Genomic DNA, 24,292 nt, shown 5'->3' on the forward strand with positions numbered 1-24,292 from the left:
CATGCGAATTTAAAGTATAACCACGGAAGCCGCACATTTTGGGCTAAGGGATATTACGTGAGTACGGTGGGACTCAACCAGAAAACAGTAGCAAAATATATCCGCGAGCAGGAAGCTGAGGATAAATTACGCGACCATATGACAAAGAGGGAATACGTCGATCCATTTAAAGATAAGTGACAGGAGTGAACGGTTGACGGTCAATTTAGAGTCCCCTTTAGGGGATTGTCAGTAAAGTGCCCTTATAGGGCGAAATTAAAACCGCCCGTTTTACGGGCGGATACTTACTTTGGCATAGAAGTTTTCTGTGTAGTATGGCTGTGATTGGGCATTAAAGGCGACTCCCACTCCCAGGTATTCATAATCCGGGCGAAGAATATTTTTTCTATGTCCAATTGAGTTCATTAATCCTTCATGGGCAAAAATGCTGCTGAATTGTCCGGACGCAAGGTTTTCTCCGGCAACCATGAAAGCAACCTCATCTGCCTGCATGCGATCAAAAGGGGAGAGGCCCTGCAGGTTGGTATGATCAAAATAATTGTTCTCTGCCATATCGAGACTATGTTTGCGGGCTGTTTCCCTTACATGATCATCCCAGGTCAAAATCGAGACTCCATGATTAACTCTGTCTGCATTCGTCAAATCAAACAGCTGATATTCAAAGCCCTCCTTCAGAGTGCTGCTGGCCTCTGCATAAAACGATTGTTTCTGCTTCTCCAGAGATTTGCTGATAATTTGAATAGATGTAACTGTGTTATCCCTGTGCTTATCATAAAAAACCGTTACGAAATTCCCATCCAAATCAAATAAATCATAATCTCTCTTTTCTTCAAGCTGATAAAGGGTAAAACCTTTGCGCATTTTATCCAATGGCTGGCCCAGCTGCTCATTAACCGCTTCCTTTGGAGTGCCATATGCAATTTCCTTTGTTGAGGATATGAGATCCTGATTTGTATAGATCCCTGCAGCTTTATTGTTTTGATCATAGGCGACCATTACAAAGTTTTGATAATTCTCATGATAGGCATGCCATTCAGTGCCATATTCATTTAGTGTGGATCTTTTTGGTGCCCCCAGATGGCTTTCAACCTCAGCTTTGTCATCTCCAATTTCAATATTATGAACGGAGAATACTTGTTCATCAGGTGATTCCAAGACAGGCTTTTCTGCTTCTGCCGGTTTTTGATTTTCCTCGCCAGTAAGCTGTTCTAACTGCTGGGTAAGTGTATTTGCCCAGATATTTATTTTATTAAAAAATTCACTTAATGCTGCTGACACTTCAGGATTTTCCTTAAATGTCTGCCACTCTGTTTTAATACTATCTATAACAGTACCTGAATTCGAATTTTCCGCCATTTTTTCATCAGGCTGAGAAAAAGCGAATCCGAAAACTAACAGGATAAAAATGAACAAAAACTTCCTCAATTGTCACCATCCTCTCAAATATACCTTTTATTCAGATATCAAAGGTATACCCATTCATTATAAGTTTTAAAAATCCTCCTAGGCAAAAAATGTGGACTTTCCTTTTTTTACTACCCTCATCTGTCCGTTGCATAACCCTATGTTCACATCCGATTTCGACATTATCCGTTTTTAAAAGAAAAGTTTGGGTAACATAATATAAAAATGAAGAGATGCTGAGTTGATCTAAAGGGGGAAGAAAGTTGAAATTAACACCAGAACAGCGAATTGAGCTTCATGGTTTTAATAATCTGACCAAATCTCTAAGTTTTAATATGTATGATATTTGCTATACAAAAACAAGAGAAGAACGTGAAGCATACATTGATTATATCGATGAGCAATATAGTGCGGAGAGATTGACAAACATTTTAAAAAACGTATCGGATATCATTGGCGCACATGTTTTAAACGTAGCACAGCAGGACTATGTGCCTCAAGGAGCAAGTGTAACAGTGCTTGTTTCAGAAGGGCCGGTAGTGGAAGTGCCGGATGAATCCTATGATGAATCTCCGGGACCCCTGCCGGGAAATGTTGTTATGCAGCTGGATAAGAGCCACATTACCGTTCACACTTATCCGGAGTATCACCCTGATGAAGGCATAAGCACTTTCAGGGCAGATATCGATGTGTCAACATGCGGAGAAATTTCACCTCTGAAAGCTCTTAATTATTTGATCCATTCTTTTGATACGGACATCATGACCATTGATTACAGAGTTCGTGGATTTACAAGAGATAAAGATGGGAAAAAACTTTATATTGATCACGACATAAGCTCGATTCAGAATTATATTCCGGAGGAAGTGAAAGAGGATTTTGACATGATTGATGTAAATATTTATCAGGCACATACCTTCCACACAAAATGCAAAATCCGGGAATTTGATTTGGATAATTATTTATTCGGATATACCAAAGACAAGCTTGATCCGGAAGAAGCTGACGAAATTACCGAAAGGCTTACGACTGAAATGGATGAAATTTTTTACGGTAAGAATATTAATCCAGGTTCAATGTCAGAGTAGGAAAGCCCCCAAAATGGGGCTGTTTTCTTTTTGGTAGAATTAATGATAAAAGTTCCAGACAGATTATAAAATGATAAAAACCATTAAGGCGGTTTTAAAAGCAAACCGCAATTAAAATCTTCCATTTATCCATTTATATTGCCAAAAAGCAAAACTAAAACCAGGAAAGAGCACCTGGTTTTTTGTCATTATAGGAGGGGAGGGGAAGCAGTCTTAAACACGGTACCCTGATGGAAAGCATGTGCGTCTGCCGAATTCCTCCATCAGAATCGTTTTCATAATTACTTCATGATGACCTTTTTCATTTCATTCGCCCCCAAAACGTCTTCATAAACAATCAATACCTGTACAAAAACTAATCGGCGCCGTTATCGGGCTCTCAAATAAAAGCCAATATTCGCCTCAATATTTTGTTACTTCCAAAACTCCCACCATTTCTTAGCTGGTTCTTGTGAAGCAGCTGCATTCCGGAAAGACACAATCATATCCTGGAAGACTTCTTCTCTTTGTTTGACTTCATGCCAATATTGTTCCCGTTCTTTGTTGATTGTTTCGATGTAGATTTCGCGGTCTGTATTTAAGGTCTCAATTAAGGAGCTGATTTCAGTACTCGTTACCTCCGCAGAAGATGAAATGTAATGGATCATCGTTTTGAATTCTTCGGAAGAGGCCTCCGAGGATTCTGTCAGCTTGTTTGTTAATTGATGGATTTGGTCGGAAGTGCGTTTCGAACTCTTCGCAACCCTCTTGGAAAGGGTTCCGACCGCTTCGGAAGTATCTTCCGAAGCTTGCCGGATCTTCGAAGAAAGATCTTCAATTTCCGATTTGGTCTTTTCACTTGATTTATAAATCGAGTCTGATAGGCTTTTAACGGTATGCAGCGATCCTTTTGAAATCTCTTTTTTCACTTCTTCTAAAACTTCCTTTCGAATTCCATTGCGGATTTCATTTCTGACATCAGTGATCAAGCTATCCTTAAAAGTATCCATCAAGGCCATGAATTGCTCTGCATTCATGCCCGAGTGCTGTTCAGTATGTATTCCGGCATCCTGCTGGACTGGCGCCAGTGAGGATTCGGCTGGTTCGGAACCAGCTTCCGAAGAAATGTCCATATGTTTTTGCAATAAATCCCGAATCATTTCTTTGCTTAAATTTTTATCGCGCATTTGTTTTACTTTTTCAAGTAAATTTATTTCATGGTCTGTATAAAACCTTGCACCTTGTTTTGACCTTGGTATTAACAATATCCCATTTAAGTCTTTTTCCCATTGCCGCAGCGTCCCAGGCGGAACATTCAGCATTTTTGAAACCTCTTTAATTGTGTAAGCTTTCATATATTGAGTATCCATTTTACTCAGCCCTTTCATCTATTTGTTGTGTTCTGAATGTTTCGGAAGGTTGTTCCGAATCTAGCTAGTAAACGTATTCAGCAAGGGCTCCCCCTTTTTCCTGCCTCATGACAAAAGCTCTCAAAAGAAGATATTTTTCATCAGAAATAAACAAACCGGGTGTATTCTGACAAATTTCATTAAAGGTTCTTGCCTAATGGCCGCCTAATTTGTCATATCTATTAGGGTATGGCACAATGTATCTTGTAGTTTAGTAAACTAATAAAGTATTAAAAGCATGGAAAAAGGGAGTATGTAAATTGGGTAATAGGATTATTGCTGTATCTGTCGCAGCCGGGATTGGTTTGTCGCTGACTTTGGGAAGCATTCAACTTGGGAATGGCGAAGGATCGAAGGAAAGGGAGATACAATATACAGCAGTACCTCATGCTGAAGCAAAACATCTGCCGTTCAAAAAAGAAGAAATGAAACAGTCCGTTCTTCTTGATGTCCCTTTGTTTAATCAAATGGATAGTCCTCGCTTATATAATGGATGTGAGGTTACTAGCCTTGCAATGGTTATGAATTATGAAGGCATTGATGTAACGAAAAATGATTTGGCGAATGAAATAAGCCGTGTTCCGCTTCGATACAGCAGCGGAGGATACGGTAATCCGAATAAAGGATTTGTTGGAAACATGGAGGATGGTCCTGGATTGGGTGTTTACCAGGGGCCAATATTTGAACTCGCAAAAAAATATTTTCCTGAACGCGCAGAAAATCTGACCGGTAAACCATTTAACGTGCTTCTTCAAAAGGTGGCAAACGGGTCACCGGTATGGATCATCACAACAGCCAGTTTGTCGCCGGCAGCTTCTTTTGAAACCTGGAACACTCCAAACGGTCCTGTTGATGTCACGTTTCAAATGCATAGTGTAGCCATTACTGGCTATGATGAGAATAATGTTTATGTAAACGATCCGTACGGAACCAAAAATAAAAAGGTGCCTATGGAGCCTTTTATTAAAGCGTGGGAACTAATGGGCTCTCAGGCAGTTGTCATTAATTAAAATGCTCGAAATACCCTCTGTTTATTTTTTTAAACTAAATTCACAAAAGAGTTGTCTTTTTTTAATATGAAAATGATTAAATTATTATAAGGCAGCTCTTCTGTGCCAAAATGCAAGTATGAAATGACTGTGTATTCATTGTGTTTTTGATTAAATTCAATTGCCTTTTTGATTTAATAAAGCAATTATTTTAATCTTTTTCTTATTTAACAACAAAGCATAACTATTGGTAGGTCTTTCTCTGGTTTTAAGAATAATAGAGATACAAGTTTCTGCAGCTTCGCTTTTAATCCAAATCTAAAGCAGAGGGGCCTTTTATTTAGAATGATATTCTTTATACCAATCTACAAATCTAGATAGCCCCTTTTCGATTGAGGTGCTCGGATAAAACCCTGTATTTTTTTGAAGGTCGGTAATATCAGCATAGGTTTCTTTAACGTCTCCTGGCTGCATTGGAGCAAATTCTATTTTAGCTTTTTTCCCGATTAATGTTTCCAGTGTATGAATAAAATCCAATAATTTTACAGGCTTATTATTGCCAATATTATAAATTTTAAATGGGGCATAGCTTGAGCTTGGAACAGGATTTTCCCGATCCCATCTCCCATTATGTTTTGGCGGATGGTCAAGCAGCCTGACTATTCCATCTGTAATATCGTCTATATAAGTAAAATCCCTTCGCATATCCCCTTTATTAAATACCCTTATTGTTTTCTCTTCCATAATGTTCTTTGTAAAAGAGTAATAAGCCATATCAGGCCTTCCCCATGGACCGTATACTGTAAAGAATCTCAGCCCGGTGGTTGGAATATTAAAAAGATGGCTATACGTATGTGCCATTAATTCATTAGCCTTTTTACTGGCAGCATATAAACTGACAGGATGGTCAGTAGAATCATCAGCAGAGAATGGAATTTTGGCATTTGCTCCATAAACAGAACTCGATGAAGCATAAATCAAATGCTCTACACCAAAATGTCTGCATACTTCCAAAATGGTCATAAAGCCGACTATGTTTGATTCTGCATATGCATGTGGGTTTTGAAGGCTATACCGAACCCCTGCCTGAGCAGCTAAGTTTATGACAATTTTAATATTACAGCTCTTGAAAATTTCCATCAGACCTTCTCTATTTGTTAAATCCATTTTATAGAATTGAAAATGAGGTTTATTCTCCAGCAGCTTAAGTCGTTCATGTTTTAAACGGACATCATAATACTCATTCAGGTTATCCACACCAATCACACGATAACCCATGGCTAATAAACGCTTTGACAAATGAAAACCAATAAAGCCAGCCGCCCCCGTAACTAAAATGGTCATTTAAGTTCATCATCCTATCTTTTTTCAAAATTGTTCATCTGAATATGAACGGTCATGAAACGAAAATCCAGGCATCTATTAGATTGGATTTACAAAAATCCATCGGAAACCGATGCATGCCTTTGTATATGTATAATCGGAACGAATCAAGAGGTAAGTGCAAGAGCCTATAAATTATATACATAAATAGCCATTTTTCTCACAGCAATAAGGATTCACGATTTTAGGCCAGGTGCCAGGGATGGATATGGGAAATTTACCATTCGCCCAAGCTACTCAGGACAATTGCGCATATTTTATATGGGAAGGACCAGAGATTCTTCTGATTTTAATTGAAAGGAGAGATTTATTTGCCCATTGCCCTGCATTTAAATCTAAGAGTGGATCCAACTCAGTATATTCCTCAAATTAGGCAAGTTCCTGGATATGATTACATTCATTTGATCCGAAAGCCTCAATATATGGTTGATCGTTCTCTTTTAAACGAGAAGGTTCACTATTTAAATAAAATTTGTACTCCAAGTGACTATGCGGAAAAATACAAGATTTCCCTCATGCATGCTCATCACGCCCAGTTAGGGATATTGCTGCTTCCCTTCAAAGAGGATACAAATCTTCCGCTCGTAACCAGCATTCGCGGACGAGACGCAACATTGGCTAATCAGCCTGATGATTATTTGGATAATATTAAAATCCTTTTCGATCGGGGAGAGCTATTTTTACCTGTCTGTCATTACTTAGGGGAGAGAATAAGCTCATGGGGCTGCCCCGCAGAGAAGATCAAAGTGTTGTATGGAGGTGTTGATCTAGATCAATTCAAATACCGTTCACCTAATATGGAAGGCTCTCAAAACATTTTATCAATGGGAAGGTTTGTAGAGAAAAAAGGACATCATGTCTTAATGCAGGCCTTTCAAAAAATAAAAGACAAATTTCCGCAGGCTACACTAACTATCGTTGGAAGAGGGGAGCTTGAAGGACATCTTAATTCATTGGCGAACCAGCTGAATTTGGGAGACTCATTCCGGCTATTAAACTACCTCTATAAAGATAAAGTCCGGGATCAAATGGCAAGTGCAGATCTCTTTTGTGCAGCAAGCCTGCAAGCTTCAAATGGTGATGTGGAAGGAATTCCCAATACAATAAAAGAGGCGATGGCTACGGGTGTACCAGTCATCTCTACCTTTCATGCGGGAATTCCCGAATTAATTACACACAATGAAGATGGATTTCTCGTAAAGGAAAATAATGTTAACGAACTTGCAGAGGGACTTGAATTTATGCTGACTAATAGACATCTGTGGGAACGATTTACAATGGCAGCACGTAAAAAAATTGAGCAAAAATTTGATCAAAATCGTCAGCTTCGTCAGCAGGCTGAATTTTATGATGAGCTGTTTCATGGATGAATATCGTTTCCTGTGCAACAGCAGTAAAAGCAATTGAATGGCAGGCTGAATGACGCTTTAAAGGAAATGCAATCGTACTCGCCCTTATTGGATACAAGAGATAAACTTTTTAGGTCATCTATTCCTTCAAACCGTCATTCAGCTGCACAATATCTAGTACTCCTATTTTCTTATATTTTTTCACCATCTGTTCATATCCGAATATGAGTTAATAAATCAGAACCATGCAGAGCCTGTAATCAAGGCAATCTCTTGGTTTTTTTTATTCTATAGGACAAACAACCAAAGTATGGGTATACTGGTGAATTTGTCCTATACAAAGTGTCTAGTGGAACATAATTTATAAAGAGTGATGATTCTTTTAGGAGGAGTAATATGGAAAATAAAAATATTATCCCATGGGAAGTCGATGAGCTAGCTCACGAATTTTTTATACCTGACTATATAGGCGCTCTAGCTGAAGAAGTTCTTCGGTATTACGACTTTTCCGTTCAGAGTATGGAGGTAGTCACCACGAAGCCAGATAAAGGCGGAGCTATCTGGAAACTTGAAACAAGCTCTGGGCCAAAAAGTTTGAAATTACTGCATCGAAGGCCTAGCAGAAGCCTCTTTAGCCTTGGTGCCCAGGAATATCTAGTCAATGTGCAAAAGGCAAGGGTACCGCCAATAATCAGAACAAAGAACGGAGAGCAATATGTTGAGGCAGGAGGCAAGTTATGGTTCGTAGCGGAGTGGATAGAACCATTGGCACCGGTCACAAAAGACTTGGAAGGGGCTAAACAGCTGTGTAACGCTCTTGGAGAATTTCACCGCTTAAGCAAAGGATATACACCGCCGCCGAACGCTGAAATCGCTTCAAGGGTGTACAAATGGCCAAAAAGCTATGAAAAAGTGATAACCAAAATGGACTGGTTCAGAAACATTGCTAAAGCGTACGAAGAAATGCCAGCAAGTTCACATTTGCTGAATGTTGTGGATACATTTGAACAGCAGGCAAAAAAGAGTCTCGAAAGGTTAAATCAATCAAGCTATTGGGAACTTGCCAAAAGAGGAAATGAGCATTGGGGATTGGTTCATCAGGACTACGGGTGGTCAAATGGCCAAATGGGAGCCGATGGCATGTGGATTATTGATCTGGATGGTGTAGCATATGACCTGCCAATTCGTGATTTGAGAAAGCTGATCACCGGAACAATGGCAGATTTATATAGATGGGATGCTGCCTGGGTGAGAGAAATGATTATGGCTTATCACGAGGCAAATCCGATTTCGCAGGAACTATATGAAATCCTCATGATTGATTTATCTCTCCCAAATGAATTCTACAAGAATATTAAAGAGGTTGTGTATGAGCCTGAGATTTTTCTGGATGATACAACAACATCCTTAATCCAGACCATTGTGGATACCGACCAGTCAAAGTGGCCCGTGCTGGAAGAAATCCAAAATGATTGGAAGGGAGTCGAGTAAATTTGAAAGTGTTAATGATTTGTACAGAAAAGCTTCCGGTTCCGCCTGTGTTAGGTGGGGCCATTCAAACCTATATTTCCGGCAGTTTGCCTTATCTAAGCAAAGCGCATGACGTTACAGTTTTAGGAGTCAGTGATCCATCGCTTCCAGAGGAGGAAACAATTGACGGTACCCATTATGTCCGTATCCCGGGAAAAGTATTTGAAATATACCGGGATGAAGTGGTGCGTTATCTTCAATCCAACCAATTCGACCTAATTCATATCTTTAATCGACCACGATTAGTTTTACCCGTCAGACAGGCATCTCCTAATTCAAAAATTACATTGAGCATGCATAACGATATGTTTAAACCAGAAAAGATCGACCCAAATGAGGCAAAAGCTGCAGTGGAGGAAGTCTCAAAAATAGTAACCGTCAGTGATTATATCGGCAGTATCATCAGAAGCGAGTATCCTCAAGCCTCATCAAAAATTCGCACCATTTATTCAGGAGTTGATACGCACCGTTTTTTACCGGGGCATCACCCAAGGATGCAGAAAATCAGGAATGATATTCGCAGAGAGCACGGCTTAGAGAACAAGACAGTCATTTTATTTGCCGGCAGACTTTCAAACAACAAAGGAGTCGATCGGTTAATTAGGGCAATACCGGGACTTGCCAAAAAATTTAATAATATAGCTGTGGTTATCGTTGGAAGTAAATGGTTTAGCCAAAATGATATCTCCGATTATATAGCCTATGTAAGAGCTTTGGCGAACAGACTGCCAGTACCAGTGGTAACAACAGGGTTTGTTTCTCCGAGTGAGATTCAAAACTGGTTTGCCGCAGCTGATCTTTTTGTTTGTACTTCGATATGGCAGGAACCTTTGGCTCGGGTACATTATGAAGCAATGGCTGCTGGCCTGCCAATCGTGACTACCGCAAGAGGCGGAAATCCTGAGGTCATTATTCCGGGAGAAAACGGTTTAGTTGTTAATAACCCGGAAGATCCCGCAAACTTTGAAGAAAAGATTACAGCAATACTAGCAAATAAGTCATTAATGAGAAGAATGGGTGAAAAAGGACGAGAGCTCGCTGTTTCCATTTATCAGTATAATCGGGTAGCTTCCGAGATATTGGAAGTTTGGGAGCAAGCAAGCCAAATGTCAATCGATGCGGGTATTTTTGACGAGACAGAGGCTTCCTTGGCTACAGAGGTTTTACAGGAGCAAATAACTGGTGACCAACAAAGCATGGAGCCTGCTGAGAAACCATCTGATTACCCTCCATATTCCATTCATATATTCCCCCGTCGAAGATCACAAAGCCATATCCGCGGGAAAGCAATACGGCACAGAGACGATGAATGCTATTCTGTGATGAGAGGCCCGATTTGTCAGGATGACATGCCGACTTTGAATAGAAAGCGGCACAGTGAAGAGGAAACCTACTCCGTTATGAAAGGCCCATATGATTCAGATGAATTTTCAAGAATGAATCGAAAGCGGAGCAGGGGAGAGGAAGCATACTCCGTGATGAGAGGCCCATTTAGTCCAGACGACATACCTGCCATGAATAAAAAACGAAGGCGAGAAGAGGAAACCTACTCCGTAATGAGCGGCTCGATTTTGACCGGATGATGATATGCCTGACGAAAATAAAAATCGGAGCAAAGAAAAAGAGATCTATTCTGAGATGAGGGGCACATTTGGTTAAATTATGCTTCTAAATAAAAACCAGCACAGCGGCGGAGAAAACTATTCAAAGAAGAGACGCCCTGCTCTAATAATTGAATGCGAGCAACAGCACGGAATTAAAAAAATAACATAAGGGCTGCAAACCGTAATGTTTTTTCACGGTAAAAGTGCTGCATCAATAGATAAAAACCCCAGTTGAGGGGTTTTTGTCTTTTGATTTGAAAGATATTACAGACAAATAACACAAAAAGAACTCTTTTTAACAAGATAAATAGGCTTTTAACGTGACCAGCATTTGTCCCATCGCATAGATAAATATAAGGATAAAATAGGAGGCACACTATGAAAATTCGAAAGGCTATTATTCCTGCTGCAGGCCTGGGAACCCGCTTTCTGCCTGCCACTAAGGCCCAGCCAAAAGAAATGCTGCCTATTGTTGATAAACCAACAATTCAATATGTGGTAGAAGAAGCAGCGGCATCTGGAATAGAAGACATTGTAATCATTATTGGCAGAGGAGAAAAATCAATTGAAGATCACTTTGATAAATCGTATGAACTTGAAGACGTTCTTTTAAGAAAGAAACAGTTTGCCTTATTAGAAGAAATCCAGAAAATATCCAACATCGCAAATATCTATTATGTCCGTCAGAAAAAGACGGGGGGCTTAGGACATGCGGTGCTATGCGCTAAAAGAATTATTGGAAATGAACCTTTTGCAGTCCTTTTAGGAGATGACATTGTCAAGTCTGAAACGCCGTGCTTAAAGCAAATTATCGATGCTTATAATTACAGCAACTCCTCGGTAATTGGTGTTCAGACCGTTTCGGACACAGAAGTAAGCAAGTATGGAATCATCAATCCAAAAGGAACTATTATGGAGGGGAATTTGCTTTGTATTGATTCTTTGATAGAGAAGCCCTCATTAGAAGAGGCTCCATCAAGATACGCCATCATGGGCCGTTATGTCTTAAGACCGGAAATATTTGATATTCTCGAGAGGCTTCCGGCAGGCCATGGGAATGAATTGCAGCTGACTGATGCAATAAATGAATTAAATAAACAACAGGCAGTATATGCATTCAATTTCAAAGGGACTCGTTACGATATTGGGGGAAAAATGGGGTTTATTAAAGCAACAATTGACTTTGCGCTGCAAAGAGAAGACATTAGGGAACATGTTCTGACACACATAAAGGAAATTGAAAAGAAGGAATATTTTCAAGTTGCAGAAAGAGAGTATGATTAAGATGAATGTAGCGGTTTTGGGTACAGGTTATGTTGGACTGTCAACAGGTGTTTGTTTGTCAAAAATAGGCCATCATGTTGTGTGCATCGACACCGATGAACAAAAGATAAAGAATCTTACTAATGGAATATCACCAATTTATGAGCCTGGTCTGGAATCATTACTCAAGGAAAATATGAACGCTGGAAGATTGCAGTTTACAAGTTCTCACCAAGAAGGATTTGAGGATGCTGAGATCATAATAATTGCTGTTGGAACTCCGCAAAGGGACGATGGTGGAGCTGATTTAACCTACATTGAAAAAGCAGCAGAGGACATTTCATTCTATTTGCAAAAAGATGCTATTGTAGTGATAAAAAGCACCGTACCGGTGGGTACAAATGAATATGTGAAAAGCAGGATTTTAAATAAGTGCTGCAAGAGAGTTAATATTGATATTATTTCAAACCCTGAGTTTCTTAGGCAAGGATCCGCAATTGAAGATACATTGAAAGCAGACAGGATCATTATAGGCTATGAAAGCATGAGAGCGGCTAAAAAAGTCAAAGATATGTACAGTCCTTTAAATGTCCCTATTATACTTACAAGTATTAGAAGTGCGGAAATGATTAAATATGCCTCAAATTCCTTTTTGGCTACAAAAATCAGCTTTATTAATGAAATGGCAAATTTATGTGAAGCGGTGGGAGCGGATATTGAAGATGTGGCAATGGGGATGGGAAAAGATAAAAGGATTGGGGAATCCTTTCTTCGTCCCGGTATTGGATATGGAGGGTCTTGTTTTCCAAAAGATGTTAAAGCCTTGCTTCATACCGCTAACAAGAATGGAGTCCATTTTTCTTTGCTAAAGGAAACAATAGCTATTAATGATTCTCAAGCCTTATTACTCATAAAAAAAGCATTGAACCGTTTTGGGAATCTATCAGGAAAAAAGATTGCAATGTTAGGTTTGGCATTTAAGCCGGAGACAGATGACATGCGGGAAGCACCTTCTATTAAGATATCAAGCCTGCTAACAAAGCTTGGGGCAGAAGTAGCTGCCTTTGACCCTGCTGCAAATAATAATGCCAAAAAAGTATTGGGAGATATGATTACGTTTACAAGTTCAATTGATGAGACTGCAAGGAATGCAGATGCTGTCTTTATTGTTACAGAATGGAACGTGTTTAAAGAACTTGATGTCGCCAGCTTATTAAAAAAGATGAAGAATCCGATTATTTTCGATGGAAGAAACTGTTTAGATATAGATAGGATAAAAGAATGTCAGGTAATCGAATATTATCCAATTGGAAGACCCTCTATTTTAATTGGGAAAAATGAATAAACTGGTGTGCCTGATCCCCTTGTGTTGAATGGTTCAGGCACTTTTTGGCTGAATAAGCTTTCAGCATTGGGCAGGCTGCAACCAGCCGGCAACTACATAATCTTAACAGCCGTTATATAAGAGGATTAATAAATGCATGTATGGTATGATTCCCAAAAAATAATGTAACATTTGCAGAAAAAAATATGCATGAAATTTTTCTGCCAATTGCCTGGACAGACCCCCTTTTTATCCTGAAGTTTCCAAATTTCTAAACTTGTAAAATAGCCATTTTAAAAATGGGGGAACCACAAAAAAGATAAAAAACAATCGAAACAATTGATACCCTGTGACAATTGCTAAATTGGCATCAATTTCATGGGCGATAATCGCCATTTGATCCATTCCTCCAGGCGCGAGACTTAAAAAGCTAGTTGATGGAGAAAGATGGAAAAAATACATAATCAGCAAACTCAGCAAAAGGGAGCCCGCTATAAGGAGCAGCCCGCTTAATACAGCAAGCGAAATGGTTTTGGCTTTATGCTTAAGCTTTTCCGGCTTCATCATCAAGCCAATATGCGTTCCGATTAAAAGCTGTGATATATCCAGCATAGCAGCCGGAAGTTCCGGCCCGTTTATTCCTGCAATGACAAGGGCTGCTGTACCCATTATCGGACCTAGCAAGTAAGGGGTAGGAAGCTTTAGGCGCCTGCTTAATAAAATGCCGATATAAGAAACGAGGGCAAAGAGAAGGATATTTGGAAATAAATCTTTCCATAAGGGTTCTGCAGCCTGATAAGCAGTGCCAGAAGCTGTTTGAAACCATGGCCCAAAGATTAAGAATGGCACGATAAAGATAATCAGCGTCAGCCTTGCAACCTGCATAAAAGTAACAACAGTAAGATCAATTCCTTTTACTTCTTCAGCCAGCAGAATCATTTGCGAGAGCCCGCCAGGAATGCTGCCGATTAAAACAGTTGGATAGTCAACCCCCATTAATTTTGCGATTAAAAGGGCCGATAAAGCACTAAAGAGAACCATGCATACTGTAACGAGCAGAATAAAGGGCAGTTTTTGCAGGATTAGCATAACTGCATCCTTTGTAAAAGAAAGGCCAATGCTGTATCCCACTATTATAATTCCTGCATCACGCAGTTTCACAGGCCAATAAAAAGGGATTTTGCTTATCCGGCTGCCGACAAGGACTGCTGTCATCGCCCCGAGCAGAAAAGCAACCGGCAGATTCAGCAAGGAAAAAAGAAAAGCTCCACTGGAAGCTGTTAAAAAGGTGATTATCAAATTGTTTTTCACATTAAAACCCTTCTTTTTATGCAATATTTCATTAATCTAGTTTTACCATATATAAACAATCATTTAATTACAAGTTTTATACCTTAAGATTGAATCATACATTTACAAAAAGAGAGTTAATATCTGTCCTGGAAAGGGGGATTAGCCATGCCGGAAAAGTTAAGCCATATTGTTTTTGTCCTATCTTTTATTTGTCTTGGTTTATTTCTGATGCTGGGTTTTTCACCTCTATATGATATATATTTGGATAAAATCGGCCAGCGTCCATTTTCAATTCTCCTCATACTCACATTCAGCGTCTTTCTTCTGGGTCTTTACGGCCTGAAAAAAGTGGAAAATTGGCAGTCTGGTTTCCATGTTTTATTTTCCATTGTTCTTACACTTTTTCTTTCATCCGTCCTGGCGATTATCGTATTCTTCGGCAGGCTTTTTGGCTAAGATAAATAAGCTTGCACCTATATAGGTACAAGCTTAAAGGCAATATTGATTGAAGCGTCAGCCCATTTACCTTCCAGATTCCATCACCATTCTTGCCTGGAATCCGATACTGCTTCTTTCGATAGTGTAAAAATATGCAGCAGAGTCATCTATTATGACACCTTCCAAGTGTACAATTCCGCTGCTTGAAATAAGGTTTGTTCTTCCGATTCGCTGGCAGCCTGCACATAATCATTCAACTACAAGTGCTTTCTCTTTGAAATGGATTATTATTTCTATATAATGGCTTTATCATTTAAAGATGAAGGGAGAATAGGATGCCAGAAAATTTGAATGTACCAGAGATAAAATTAATCGCTCTTGATATGGACGGAACTTTATTAAATTCAGACGGAGAAATTCCTGATGAAAACCGACAGGCTATCCGAGAAGCGAAGGAAAAAGGAATTGAGGTAATCCTCAGTACAGGACGGTCCAGGCTGACAGCACGTGATCATGCGGATTCTCTTGAACTAAATTCTTACTTAATCACTGTGAATGGAAGTGAGATTTTTGGGCCGGAAGGGAAGTTAATTTCCCGAACTCCGGTTGACTCAAAGGTGATGGAATGGATGTGGAACTTATCCCAGACTCACAAAACCCACTTTTGGGCTACCAGCTGCGACCGGGTCTGGAGAAACGAAATGCCTGATAATATGCATGAACATGAATGGCTGAAATTCGGATTTGATATAACTGATGATGAAATCAGGGACATCATCCACAAGGAGCTCCAATCCAAGGGGAATTTGGAAATCACAAATTCCAGCTTAACCAATATTGAAGTCAATGCACTTGGCATCAATAAAGCAAAAGGGATTCAGCAGGTAACCGAGATTCTTGGCATCTCCATGGAAAATGTCATGGCAATGGGAGACAGCTTAAATGATATAGCCATGATTGAGGAATCAGGCTGGGGAGTGGCAATGGGAAATGCCCAGGACATTGTCAAAGAAACTGCCAATGCTGTGACTGCATCAAATGATGAAGCGGGCGTTGCCCAAGCGATCCGAAAGTGGGTCTTATAAGTCTGAAAAACCGGCAAAAATTGCCGGTTTTTCATTAATCAGCTGCAATCAAAATCTTTACGTCGAGTTCTACCGCTACATTTCCTTTAATAGCCCTGGAAATCATGCAGGATGCTTCTGCCTTTTGTGCCAGTTTTCGTGCAAGGGAAATGTCTCTTTCAGACACACCGGCACTTAAAAGGATTGTAGGGCAATGGATGATTTTCTTGTACGTAATCACCCCATTGGTTACATCCACAATCCCGACTGATTCCATTGAAAGATCTTTCTTTTCGAGCCTGCTCCGTTCCATCATAGCTGCAAGCGTAATAATATAGCATGTTGCTGCAGCACCGAGAAGCATTTCATCGGGATTTGTGCCGATCCCTGGACCATCCATTTCAGGGGGAATTGAAACCTTCGTTTTTAACTGGCCGGCTTCAATTTCTCCAACATCATTGCGAAGCCCTGGCCAATGTGCTTTTAAGTGAAAGTGGTGTTCAGCCATTATATAGTCCTCCAAGCTGTTTAAAATTTCTACTAACAACCATATAGAGACAGCGGAAGAAATGCAAGACTTTACAGATTTCATTTTTAGGGCTAAGATGAAATCAGCCAACTTAATAGCTTTACTGCTAGGGGTGTCCGATGCGCGGACTGAGAAAGAAACCGATCTGTTTTTTACCCTTCGGACCTGATCTGGATTATGCCAGCGTAGGAAAGTGGTATTTGTAAAATAGTACGTATAGTCTCTTACATGAATCAACCAGGTCCAAGAATGGATCTGGTTTTTATTTTGGCCGAACAATGAAGAAATGGCTAGGCTATAAAAAATGGTGCGATTCCAATGAATCTACCAGTTAGATTGTACTATATACATGAGGGAGCAGGAGTTAGGGCACAAGACAGCAAATGCATTTGCCGGAGATGGAGCAAGAGTAGTCTTTGAAATTATTGAGAGCACGACTCTTTAAAAAAAGATCACAGATGCGGCACAGGCTGCAGATCCCATTTTATTTTTCGCTTCTCCATGGACAAGGCGGTTATAGGCCAAAATATTGTTGTCGGCGGGCTTGTGAGGAAATAATAAGGAGGTATATGGATGAATATTCACGAGATTGGCAGTCTTTTAGAAAAGGTAAGGGCAGTAAATCCGCTGGTTCATAATATTACAAATGTCGTTGTCACCAATTTCACTGCAAATGGCCTTTTGGCAATCGGCGCTTCGCCAGTAATGGCATATGCACATGAAGAGGCAGCTGATATGGCCAAAATCTCAGGTGCATTAGTTCTGAACATGGGAACCTTGACTGAAAAAGAGGTACAAAGCATGCTAATCGCCGGAAAATCAGCTAATGAGCACGGAGTTCCGGTAATCCTTGATCCGGTTGGTGTGGGAGCAACTGCTTATCGGACGGATACTGCCAGAAGGCTTTTAGAAGAGTTAAATATTTCAATAATTAGAGGGAATGCGGCAGAGATCGCCAATGCAGCAGGCCAGCAATGGGAAATAAAAGGGGTGGACGCAGGTAAAAGCAATGGAGATACAGTTGCACTCGCCCAGGCAGCTGCAAGTGAACTTGGTACTATCACAGTCATCACAGGAAAACAGGATATCGTATCAGACGGAAATTTTACTTACAGTATAAACAATGGACACCCCTTTCTAACGAAGATAACAGGGGCCGGCTGTTTGCTGACTTCTGTGGCAGGGGCATTCTCAGCTGTGGAAAAAGATCTAATGAAGGCAGCTGTCTCCTCATTGGTTGTTTACGGTGTGGCTGCTGAAATGGCCGCCGAAGCTTCGAATAATCGAGGGCCGGGAACTTTCCAAATCGAGTTTTTGAACAGCTTATATAACATTACGGCTTCAGATGTTGAAGGCCGCGGTTCTTTTAAAAAAATCAGCGAATAGGAGGCTTCATATATATGAGAGTGACAAAAGCATTGACCATAGCTGGTTCAGACAGCGGAGGCGGGGCTGGCATACAGGCCGATTTAAAAACGTTCCAGGAACTTGGTGTTTATGGCATGTCTGCCTTAACCGCAGTTACCGCCCAAAATACAAGAGGCGTCCAGGGAGTTTTTCCAATGACAGCTGAGGCTGTGGTTGCACAAATCCGGTCTATAGGGGAAGACCTTAGGCCAGAAGCGATTAAGACAGGAATGCTTTTTAGTGCTGAAATTATCGAAAGAGTATCCCGTGAAATAATCCGTTATGACTGGGAAAATGTCGTCATTGATCCAGTCATGATCGCAAAAGGCGGAGCAAGCCTGCTTCAGAAAGAGGCGATTGATGCCATGAAGGAATTCCTAATTCCCCTTTCGATGGTGATCACCCCAAATATCCCGGAGGCTGAAGTACTAACAGGCCTTACGATCAAGTCAGATTCAGATAAAAAAGAAGCTGCAAGGAAACTGCACCGGATGGGGGCAAAGAACGTCATCATAAAAGGCGGCCATGACGAAGCAGAAGACATTGCTGCAGACCTATTATTTGATGGTGACAGTTTTATTGAGTTGAAGAGTGAGAGAATCCAGACGGCCAATACACACGGAACCGGCTGTACCTTTTCGGCTGCCATCACTGCGGGGCTGGCTGATGGTCTAGATGTGCCGGAAGCTGTCAAAAGAGCAAAGAAGTTTATCCAAGCAGCTATAAAAGACGACTTGCAGATCGGAAGCGGTCATGGACCGACCAATCATTGGGCCTATAATAGGCAGCAAAAGGAGAACTTTGCACATGGCAGTAAATTCTGAGGCGATAAGAAAGTTTTTGAGAGTTTATTTTATTATGGGGAGCGTAAATTGCCAAAAAGATCCCGAAGAGGTCCTTCTTGCAGCAATTAGAGGAGGCATCTCACTCTTTCAGTTCCGTGAAAAAGGCAATGCCTGTTTACAAGGGGAAGACAAGCTCCAGCTGGCAAAAAAGCTGCAAACAATCTGCAGGAATAACCAAATCCCTTTCATTGTAAATGATGATATAGAACTGGCATTAGAGATCGATGCGGATGGCGTCCATATTGGCCAGGAAGACGAATCTGCTGATATCGTACGCCAAAAAATCGGCAGCAAAATTCTTGGGGTCTCAGCACATAATTTGATTGAAGCAAGGAAAGCAATAGATGATGGTGCAGATTACCTTGGAATTGGGCCCATTTATCCGACTTCCACAAAGGAAGACGCAAAAGCCGTGCAAGGGCACAGCTTTTTAAAAGAATTGAGAGCCTTGGATATCCAAATTCCTCTGGTTGGAATAGGAGGCATTACCGCTGAAAATGCGGCTCCAATAATCGGGGCGGGTGCAGACGGCGTTTCTGTCATCACAGCAATCAGCCAGGCAGAATCTCCGGAAGAATCAGCCCGGCTGCTATCCATTGCTGTACTAAATGAACTAAATGAACTAAAAAATGTCCATTAAGCTGGGCATTTTTTAATGTTTATGATGACTGTACACCAAATTTATTAGCAAGGACATATGATTTTAGAGGTGAATTACCTGGTTCTTTAAGATATCATCAACTTCGGGCATTTTATCGTCAGCTCTGCGAAAAATAACATCATAAAAGCCATTTTATTATCAACTTCTTTAATATATCATCAACTATGCCTCATATATCATCAACTGCAAAATCAGCATTCTGCCTATGAGAAATTTGTATGCTTTCAACTAGATTGATGAATTCTTTAATTTCTTTTCAATTGTTTCCTCTCAATATCCTTATGTTCTTATTAAATGTTTGAAACCATCCAGTTTACCCCATCCTATGGAGGGCAGCTTTTTATCAAATAATAAAAAAGAGGGATGGGCTTTTGAAAAAATGGATGGAAATCGGCCTTTATATTCAAGGTGCGGTTTTAATGCTTATCGTGTATTACGGCTTTTTTACTGGTCTGGTCGCAGCGGAAACGAAAATAATTGAAATTGAAGGGAAGGTAACGGAGAAATATCATCGAGATTCAGTAGATAATTATTTAAGCAATTACCATATTCACCAGGAATATTGGATTCGGATGGAAGATGGGAAATCGGTTGAACTCACAGCCTCTCTTTATGAGGGTATCCAGCAGGGAGAAAACATAAAATTAGTACAGATGAATGCAGGAACCATGATTCTCAAGAAATAGGCACGCTATATAGCAAGCCTATTTTTATTTCCACCGCTTTCTTGTCAGAATTGTTTCTATATTTTACAATAGCTTTATTGCTGCCTGGCATCACAGGTGCGGGGGTGTATGGATGAAAGTTATGAAATGGCTATTTACGAACAAACAGACACTTTCGGAGTTTCTGGCGGTTAGCGTATTTTTACTGTTTCGGCACTCGTTTTTATCATGGCAATTTTGTTTCTGCCCAGATTGCTTGAAGCAGCAATTTCTTGGTTTCTCGGCGACAATGATCAGGTAATTTTACAAAAATATTATATTGGCATGTTCTTATTGGTGCCGATATTAGCGTTTATCGTCCAATTTACGATGCTTTAACCATGCAGAAGAATGATAAACATGTTAATCTGATAGTCTGTTAGATTTTCAGCATAAGGAGAAATTAATAACAATGAAACTTGTTTCCTGGAATGTAAATGGAATTAGAGCCTGCGTGAAAAAAGGCTTCATAGATTACTTTAAAGAGGTGGATGCGGATATTTTCTGTATCCAGGAATCCAAGCTGCAGGAGGGACAGATAGAGCTCATCCTCGAAGGGTACCACCAGTATTGGAACTATGCTATAAAAAAAGGATACTCCGGTACAGCTGTTTTCACGAAAAAAGAGCCGCTTACAGTTCGATATGGCTTAGGTGATAACGAAGCAGAGCCGGAAGGCAGAATTCTTACACTTGAATACGATGAATTTTATCTTGTAAATGTCTATACACCTAATTCTCAGCGTGATTTGGCACGGCTTCCTTACCGGCTCGAGTGGGAGGACAGAATCCGGGAGCATCTGCTGGAGCTTGACAAGGTCAAGCCGGTTATTTTGTGCGGAGATTTAAATGTAGCCCACCAGGATATTGATTTGAAAAATGCGAAGTCCAATCGAGGCAATTCTGGTTTTACAGATGAAGAACGCGGACAAATGACCGTACTCCTGAATTCCGGCTTTGTTGATTCATTCCGCTATAAATATCCACAAGCAGAGGGAGCCTATACGTGGTGGTCATATATGGCCAAGGTACGCGAGCGGAATATAGGCTGGCGGATTGATTACTTCCTAGTTTCCGATAGGATCAAAGATAAGATAATAGATGCCGGGATTCATTGTGATATTATGGGCAGCGACCATTGCCCGATTGTGCTTCAACTGGATATGTAAGAAATAGAGCCCCTGTTTAGCAGGGGTTTTTATTTTGGAAAATCTGGCAATACTTTTATTAATTATTCAAAAAGGAATGGTTAAAGTGAACAAAACAGAGATGCTCAAACTTTTTGTTCTTATTGAAAGAGTATATCCTGGTTTTCGTTTAAAAAATGATATAGTCCATTACTATTTTAAAAAATGCGAGGAAATGGACTATGAACAGGCAATGGCATCTATTAAGGATCATATCCGAAAAAGCCCCTATCCTCCGTCAATTAGCAGTATTGCGGCTAAAAGCTTTAGGAGTAATTCTTCATCATCTTCCGATCCCCGTGCCTGGCAAGAAGAATATATTCTTTCTTCTGATATTTCTTAAATTCATGCTCCGGAAATGCTATAATACATACGAATTAAAAATAGAAATAAAGGATGAGTTCGTAATATGCTAAAAACAACGATCGGAAAATTTAGATTTATGGGGTTCCTCGAAGGGGGTTCATTGCTACTCCTTTTATTTATTGCAATGCCGCTTAAATATGCTGCAGGAATTCCTGAGGCTGTAAGAGTGGTTGGCTCTCTGCACGGTTTTCTGTTTATAACCTATCTTTTCGTCATAGCCTACACTACATTTAAAATAAGATGGTCTCTAAAATGGGCTGCAAGCGCTGTAGCAGTCGCATTTATACCATTTGGCAATTTTATTTTAGACATTTTTTTGAAAAAATCCTCTTTAACAGATTAATAGAAGCAGTGGGAGCCTGCGATTATGCAGGCTTTTTAATTTCCAATTCTCTTACAAATCCATCTGGATTTTTGATAAAATATAAGAAAGATATAGGATTGGAGTAAGTAAATGGGAGATGAACTGCTATTATAATATGTTTTTATTTTTACAGGCATTTTAATATTTTTCGGGTCAGTGCACGATGGGTTTCGTGTCCAGAGGCAGAAAGGAATTATTTCGGAATCATGGGTAATGCCGCTTTTACTTTTTATGGGCTGGCTCGTCCAGCCGATGCTGTGGTTAAATATTTTTAAAATGGAGCCTATTATATACATTTTAATTCTTTCACTAGCCGCATTTATCTATCTTGCTGTACATATATATCGAAAAGGACGTGTATTTGTTATTCACGAAACTTCCAAAAACATTCTGCTTGAAAGAGTAAGAACCGAACTGAACCATTATTCGATTTCCTATAATGAAAAAGAAATAGCGGACAGCAAAAAAGTGATTTTTACTCTCCCTGATGAAGATGCAGTCATAAAAGTAAGCTGGCGAAGTGAGGAAAAGCAGTTTCAAACTTTCCGTTTAAGCTTCAAAAAATGGTGGAGAATTTACTATTATGAAGAAATCAAGGAGAATATTAAAGACTTTTTCAAAGAAGAAAGAGATGGAAAGGTATTTTGGAAACAGATATTGACCAATGCCGGGACCGGGGCGTTTATCTTAGGAACGATGATCTTTCTGTTTTTCACAATTAAGCCTTAAACATGGAATCCTGCAGCTAGAAATGCTGCAGGATTTTTGTTTTCCAGGATTGACAGGTTAATAAACTGCATAATCTAGCTCTTTATAGAATAAATATCAGGATGTAAGCGCTTTCTTATTTTATAAAAAGGAGGTTGATTATGTCTTTAACCAAAAAAATCCTTATCGGTATGGGCTTGGGTATTGCAGTTGGATTGATTTTTAATTTGGCTTTGCCAGGATGGTATGAGGCTGCTTCGACATATGTGCTGGCGCCATTAGGGAAAATTTTCGTCAACCTGATTAAAATGCTTGTCGTTCCTATCGTTATTGTTTCTTTGATCCTGGGGACTGCTGGAATTAGCGACCCGAAAAAACTTGGCCGGATTGGCGGCAAAACGATCTTATTTTTTCTTATAACAACGGCAATAGCACTTGTCTTAGCCCTCGGTGCCGGGATGCTGTTCCAGCCGGGAGCAGGTGAATTCCAGCTGGATGGCGCAAATTTTGAGGAAAAAGAAGCACCGCCGGTCATGGAAACACTTATTAATATCATTCCCGCTAACCCTTTTGGGGCCATGGTTCAGGAATCCATGCTTCAAATTATCGCATTTTCCATTATTATCGGATATGGATTAGCAAGACTGGGGGAAAAAGTGTCAGGTGTGCTTCATTTGATTGAACAAGCGAACGAAGTCCTCATGTATCTGGTGCAGGCGATTATGAAATTTGCCCCATACGGCGCTTTTGGCTTAATTGCCGTTGCTATAGGCGGACAGGGAATGGAAGCCATAATGGCTATGGGCAAATATATGTTCGCTGTCCTATTTGTTCTGCTGCTTCATCTTGTCATCACATACGGCTCCGCCATTTCTTTCCTTGGCAAAATGAACCCTATCCAATTTTTGAAAGAATTCTCTCCTGCCATGGTGGTAGCTTTCAGTACTTCAAGCAGCTCAGCCACGCTGCCAATTTCAATGAAAACAGCACAGAATAATCTCGGCGTCTCGAAAAGCGTGAGCAGTTTTGTTCAGCCGCTGGGAGCCACGATTAATATGGATGGAACTGCTATCATGCAAGGGGTTGCGACGATCTTCATTGCTCAGGTATACGGAATTGAATTAGGGCTGGGGCAATTGCTGACAGTTATTTTAACAGCTACCTTAGCAAGCATCGGAACGGCTGGCGTTCCAGGGGTAGGCTTAATCATGCTTTCCATGGTCCTCACATCTGTCGGACTCCCTGTTGAAGCGATTGCTCTAGTTCTGGGTGTGGATCGTCTCCTGGATATGTGCCGTACGGCCGTAAATATTACCGGTGATGCGGCATGTGCAATTATCGTTGACAGGGGCGAAAAATCTGCGGACGTGCCGAAAACAGCATAAAATTTCTGGAAAAGATTCTT

At 40.3% G+C, this 24,292-nt stretch carries 24 protein-coding genes and 1 riboswitch; of the genes, 19 read left to right on the top strand and 5 right to left on the bottom strand.

Annotated elements, in window-relative coordinates; genetic code table 11:
- The coding region (locus L634_RS0109080) for a transposase (RefSeq protein ID WP_026582176.1) at positions 1-180 on the top strand (180 nt) is incomplete at its 5' end.
- A 90-nt stretch (positions 181-270) separates the two neighbouring features.
- Here the strand turns inward: L634_RS0109080 and L634_RS0109085 are convergent.
- Entirely contained in the window at positions 271-1,425 is a 1,155-nt protein-coding gene (locus L634_RS0109085) for a CAP domain-containing protein (RefSeq protein ID WP_026582177.1), read from the bottom strand.
- 242 nt (positions 1,426-1,667) lie between these two features.
- Here L634_RS0109085 and speD point away from each other — a divergent pair, with 242 nt between their 5' ends.
- Positions 1,668-2,492 (top strand): adenosylmethionine decarboxylase, encoded by an 825-nt coding sequence (speD, locus tag L634_RS0109090; RefSeq protein ID WP_026582178.1) that lies wholly within the window; start codon positions 1,668-1,670, stop codon positions 2,490-2,492.
- 413 nt (positions 2,493-2,905) lie between these two features.
- On the opposite strand, the gene L634_RS0109095 is transcribed toward speD, so the two are convergent.
- Positions 2,906-3,841, bottom strand: coding sequence for a MerR family transcriptional regulator (locus L634_RS0109095; protein WP_026582179.1), 936 nt, complete (start codon positions 3,839-3,841; stop codon positions 2,906-2,908).
- A 299-nt stretch (positions 3,842-4,140) separates the two neighbouring features.
- Here L634_RS0109095 and L634_RS0109100 point away from each other — a divergent pair, with 299 nt between their 5' ends.
- Positions 4,141-4,890 carry a C39 family peptidase gene (locus L634_RS0109100; protein ID WP_026582180.1) on the top strand — a complete coding sequence of 250 codons (750 nt, stop codon included), beginning with the start codon at positions 4,141-4,143 and terminating at the stop codon, positions 4,888-4,890.
- 315 nt (positions 4,891-5,205) lie between these two features.
- On the opposite strand, the gene L634_RS0109105 is transcribed toward L634_RS0109100, so the two are convergent.
- Positions 5,206-6,213 (bottom strand): NAD-dependent epimerase, encoded by a 1,008-nt coding sequence (locus L634_RS0109105; protein ID WP_026582181.1) that lies wholly within the window; start codon positions 6,211-6,213, stop codon positions 5,206-5,208.
- A 350-nt stretch (positions 6,214-6,563) separates the two neighbouring features.
- Here L634_RS0109105 and L634_RS0109110 point away from each other — a divergent pair, with 350 nt between their 5' ends.
- From L634_RS0109110 to L634_RS0109130, 5 genes are all read left to right on the top strand, one after another.
- Complete coding sequence (locus tag L634_RS0109110) at positions 6,564-7,622, top strand: glycosyltransferase (protein ID WP_034262361.1); 1,059 nt, start codon at positions 6,564-6,566, stop codon at positions 7,620-7,622.
- A gap of 375 nt (positions 7,623-7,997) precedes the next feature.
- Positions 7,998-9,092, top strand: a complete 1,095-nt coding sequence (locus L634_RS0109115; RefSeq protein WP_026582183.1) for a CotS family spore coat protein — start codon at positions 7,998-8,000, stop codon at positions 9,090-9,092.
- Between the two features lie 2 nt (positions 9,093-9,094).
- The gene (locus tag L634_RS30890; protein WP_084028874.1) at positions 9,095-10,714 is read left to right on the top strand and encodes a glycosyltransferase family 4 protein; all 1,620 of its coding nucleotides are present in this window, start codon (positions 9,095-9,097) and stop codon (positions 10,712-10,714) included.
- A 399-nt stretch (positions 10,715-11,113) separates the two neighbouring features.
- Positions 11,114-12,019, top strand: coding sequence for a UTP--glucose-1-phosphate uridylyltransferase GalU (gene galU / locus L634_RS0109125; protein WP_026582184.1), 906 nt, complete (start codon positions 11,114-11,116; stop codon positions 12,017-12,019).
- Between the two features lies 1 nt (position 12,020).
- The gene (locus tag L634_RS0109130) at positions 12,021-13,343 is read left to right on the top strand and encodes a UDP-glucose dehydrogenase family protein (RefSeq protein WP_034262374.1); all 1,323 of its coding nucleotides are present in this window, start codon (positions 12,021-12,023) and stop codon (positions 13,341-13,343) included.
- A 228-nt stretch (positions 13,344-13,571) separates the two neighbouring features.
- Here the strand turns inward: L634_RS0109130 and L634_RS0109135 are convergent, their stop codons facing one another.
- A complete protein-coding gene (locus L634_RS0109135) occupies positions 13,572-14,633 on the bottom strand; it encodes an AbrB family transcriptional regulator (protein ID WP_026582186.1) in 1,062 nt (353 codons plus the stop codon).
- A gap of 147 nt (positions 14,634-14,780) precedes the next feature.
- Between L634_RS0109135 and L634_RS0109140 the strand changes: the two genes are divergently transcribed.
- Together L634_RS0109140 and L634_RS0109145 are read left to right on the top strand one after the other, a co-directional pair.
- Positions 14,781-15,071 (top strand): hypothetical protein, encoded by a 291-nt coding sequence (locus L634_RS0109140; RefSeq protein ID WP_026582187.1) that lies wholly within the window; start codon positions 14,781-14,783, stop codon positions 15,069-15,071.
- A gap of 317 nt (positions 15,072-15,388) precedes the next feature.
- Entirely contained in the window at positions 15,389-16,138 is a 750-nt protein-coding gene (locus tag L634_RS0109145; protein ID WP_026582188.1) for a Cof-type HAD-IIB family hydrolase, read from the top strand.
- Positions 16,139-16,172: 34 nt separating this feature from the next.
- Here the strand turns inward: L634_RS0109145 and L634_RS0109150 are convergent, their stop codons facing one another.
- Positions 16,173-16,625 carry an OsmC family protein gene (locus tag L634_RS0109150; RefSeq protein ID WP_026582189.1) on the bottom strand — a complete coding sequence of 151 codons (453 nt, stop codon included), beginning with the start codon at positions 16,623-16,625 and terminating at the stop codon, positions 16,173-16,175.
- A gap of 119 nt (positions 16,626-16,744) precedes the next feature.
- Positions 16,745-16,855: riboswitch (TPP riboswitch) on the top strand.
- 364 nt (positions 16,856-17,219) lie between these two features.
- Here L634_RS0109150 and thiM point away from each other — a divergent pair.
- From thiM to L634_RS0109195, 9 genes are all read left to right on the top strand, one after another.
- Complete coding sequence (gene thiM, locus L634_RS0109155) at positions 17,220-18,032, top strand: hydroxyethylthiazole kinase (protein ID WP_026582190.1); 813 nt, start codon at positions 17,220-17,222, stop codon at positions 18,030-18,032.
- A 14-nt stretch (positions 18,033-18,046) separates the two neighbouring features.
- Complete coding sequence (gene thiD / locus L634_RS0109160) at positions 18,047-18,877, top strand: bifunctional hydroxymethylpyrimidine kinase/phosphomethylpyrimidine kinase (RefSeq protein ID WP_026582191.1); 831 nt, start codon at positions 18,047-18,049, stop codon at positions 18,875-18,877.
- Positions 18,861-19,538: a thiamine phosphate synthase gene (gene thiE, locus L634_RS0109165; RefSeq protein ID WP_026582192.1), complete on the top strand. Its 678-nt coding sequence runs from the start codon at positions 18,861-18,863 to the stop codon at positions 19,536-19,538. Before thiD ends, thiE begins: the two co-directional genes overlap by 17 nt.
- A gap of 392 nt (positions 19,539-19,930) precedes the next feature.
- The gene (locus L634_RS0109170) at positions 19,931-20,245 is read left to right on the top strand and encodes a hypothetical protein (RefSeq protein WP_026582193.1); all 315 of its coding nucleotides are present in this window, start codon (positions 19,931-19,933) and stop codon (positions 20,243-20,245) included.
- Between the two features lie 430 nt (positions 20,246-20,675).
- Positions 20,676-21,431: an exodeoxyribonuclease III gene (locus L634_RS0109175; RefSeq protein WP_026582194.1), complete on the top strand. Its 756-nt coding sequence runs from the start codon at positions 20,676-20,678 to the stop codon at positions 21,429-21,431.
- Between the two features lie 34 nt (positions 21,432-21,465).
- The gene (locus L634_RS0109180) at positions 21,466-21,792 is read left to right on the top strand and encodes a hypothetical protein (RefSeq protein ID WP_232233737.1); all 327 of its coding nucleotides are present in this window, start codon (positions 21,466-21,468) and stop codon (positions 21,790-21,792) included.
- 66 nt (positions 21,793-21,858) lie between these two features.
- Complete coding sequence (locus tag L634_RS0109185) at positions 21,859-22,158, top strand: DUF3817 domain-containing protein (protein WP_026582196.1); 300 nt, start codon at positions 21,859-21,861, stop codon at positions 22,156-22,158.
- Positions 22,159-22,392: 234 nt separating this feature from the next.
- Positions 22,393-22,908, top strand: a complete 516-nt coding sequence (locus L634_RS0109190) for a hypothetical protein (RefSeq protein WP_026582197.1) — start codon at positions 22,393-22,395, stop codon at positions 22,906-22,908.
- 140 nt (positions 22,909-23,048) lie between these two features.
- The gene (locus L634_RS0109195; protein WP_026582198.1) at positions 23,049-24,272 is read left to right on the top strand and encodes a dicarboxylate/amino acid:cation symporter; all 1,224 of its coding nucleotides are present in this window, start codon (positions 23,049-23,051) and stop codon (positions 24,270-24,272) included.
- Positions 24,273-24,292 lie beyond the last annotated feature (20 nt).

The organism is Bacillus sp. J33, from assembly GCF_000518885.1.
Taxonomy (GTDB): domain Bacteria; phylum Bacillota; class Bacilli; order Bacillales; family Cytobacillaceae; genus Cytobacillus.

Coding starts and splice junctions, on each gene's coding strand:
- L634_RS0109095 (WP_026582179.1), bottom strand. CDS start 3,841: ATGGATACTCAATATATGAAAGCTTACACAATTAAAGAGGTTTCAAAA.
- L634_RS0109105 (WP_026582181.1), bottom strand. CDS start 6,213: ATGACCATTTTAGTTACGGGGGCGGCTGGCTTTATTGGTTTTCATTTG.
- L634_RS0109115 (WP_026582183.1), top strand. CDS start 7,998: ATGGAAAATAAAAATATTATCCCATGGGAAGTCGATGAGCTAGCTCAC.
- galU (WP_026582184.1), top strand. CDS start 11,114: ATGAAAATTCGAAAGGCTATTATTCCTGCTGCAGGCCTGGGAACCCGC.
- L634_RS0109130 (WP_034262374.1), top strand. CDS start 12,021: ATGAATGTAGCGGTTTTGGGTACAGGTTATGTTGGACTGTCAACAGGT.
- L634_RS0109140 (WP_026582187.1), top strand. CDS start 14,781: ATGCCGGAAAAGTTAAGCCATATTGTTTTTGTCCTATCTTTTATTTGT.
- L634_RS0109145 (WP_026582188.1), top strand. CDS start 15,389: ATGCCAGAAAATTTGAATGTACCAGAGATAAAATTAATCGCTCTTGAT.
- L634_RS0109150 (WP_026582189.1), bottom strand. CDS start 16,625: ATGGCTGAACACCACTTTCACTTAAAAGCACATTGGCCAGGGCTTCGC.
- thiM (WP_026582190.1), top strand. CDS start 17,220: ATGAATATTCACGAGATTGGCAGTCTTTTAGAAAAGGTAAGGGCAGTA.
- thiD (WP_026582191.1), top strand. CDS start 18,047: ATGAGAGTGACAAAAGCATTGACCATAGCTGGTTCAGACAGCGGAGGC.
- thiE (WP_026582192.1), top strand. CDS start 18,861: ATGGCAGTAAATTCTGAGGCGATAAGAAAGTTTTTGAGAGTTTATTTT.
- L634_RS0109175 (WP_026582194.1), top strand. CDS start 20,676: ATGAAACTTGTTTCCTGGAATGTAAATGGAATTAGAGCCTGCGTGAAA.
- L634_RS0109185 (WP_026582196.1), top strand. CDS start 21,859: ATGCTAAAAACAACGATCGGAAAATTTAGATTTATGGGGTTCCTCGAA.
- L634_RS0109190 (WP_026582197.1), top strand. CDS start 22,393: ATGCCGCTTTTACTTTTTATGGGCTGGCTCGTCCAGCCGATGCTGTGG.
- L634_RS0109195 (WP_026582198.1), top strand. CDS start 23,049: ATGTCTTTAACCAAAAAAATCCTTATCGGTATGGGCTTGGGTATTGCA.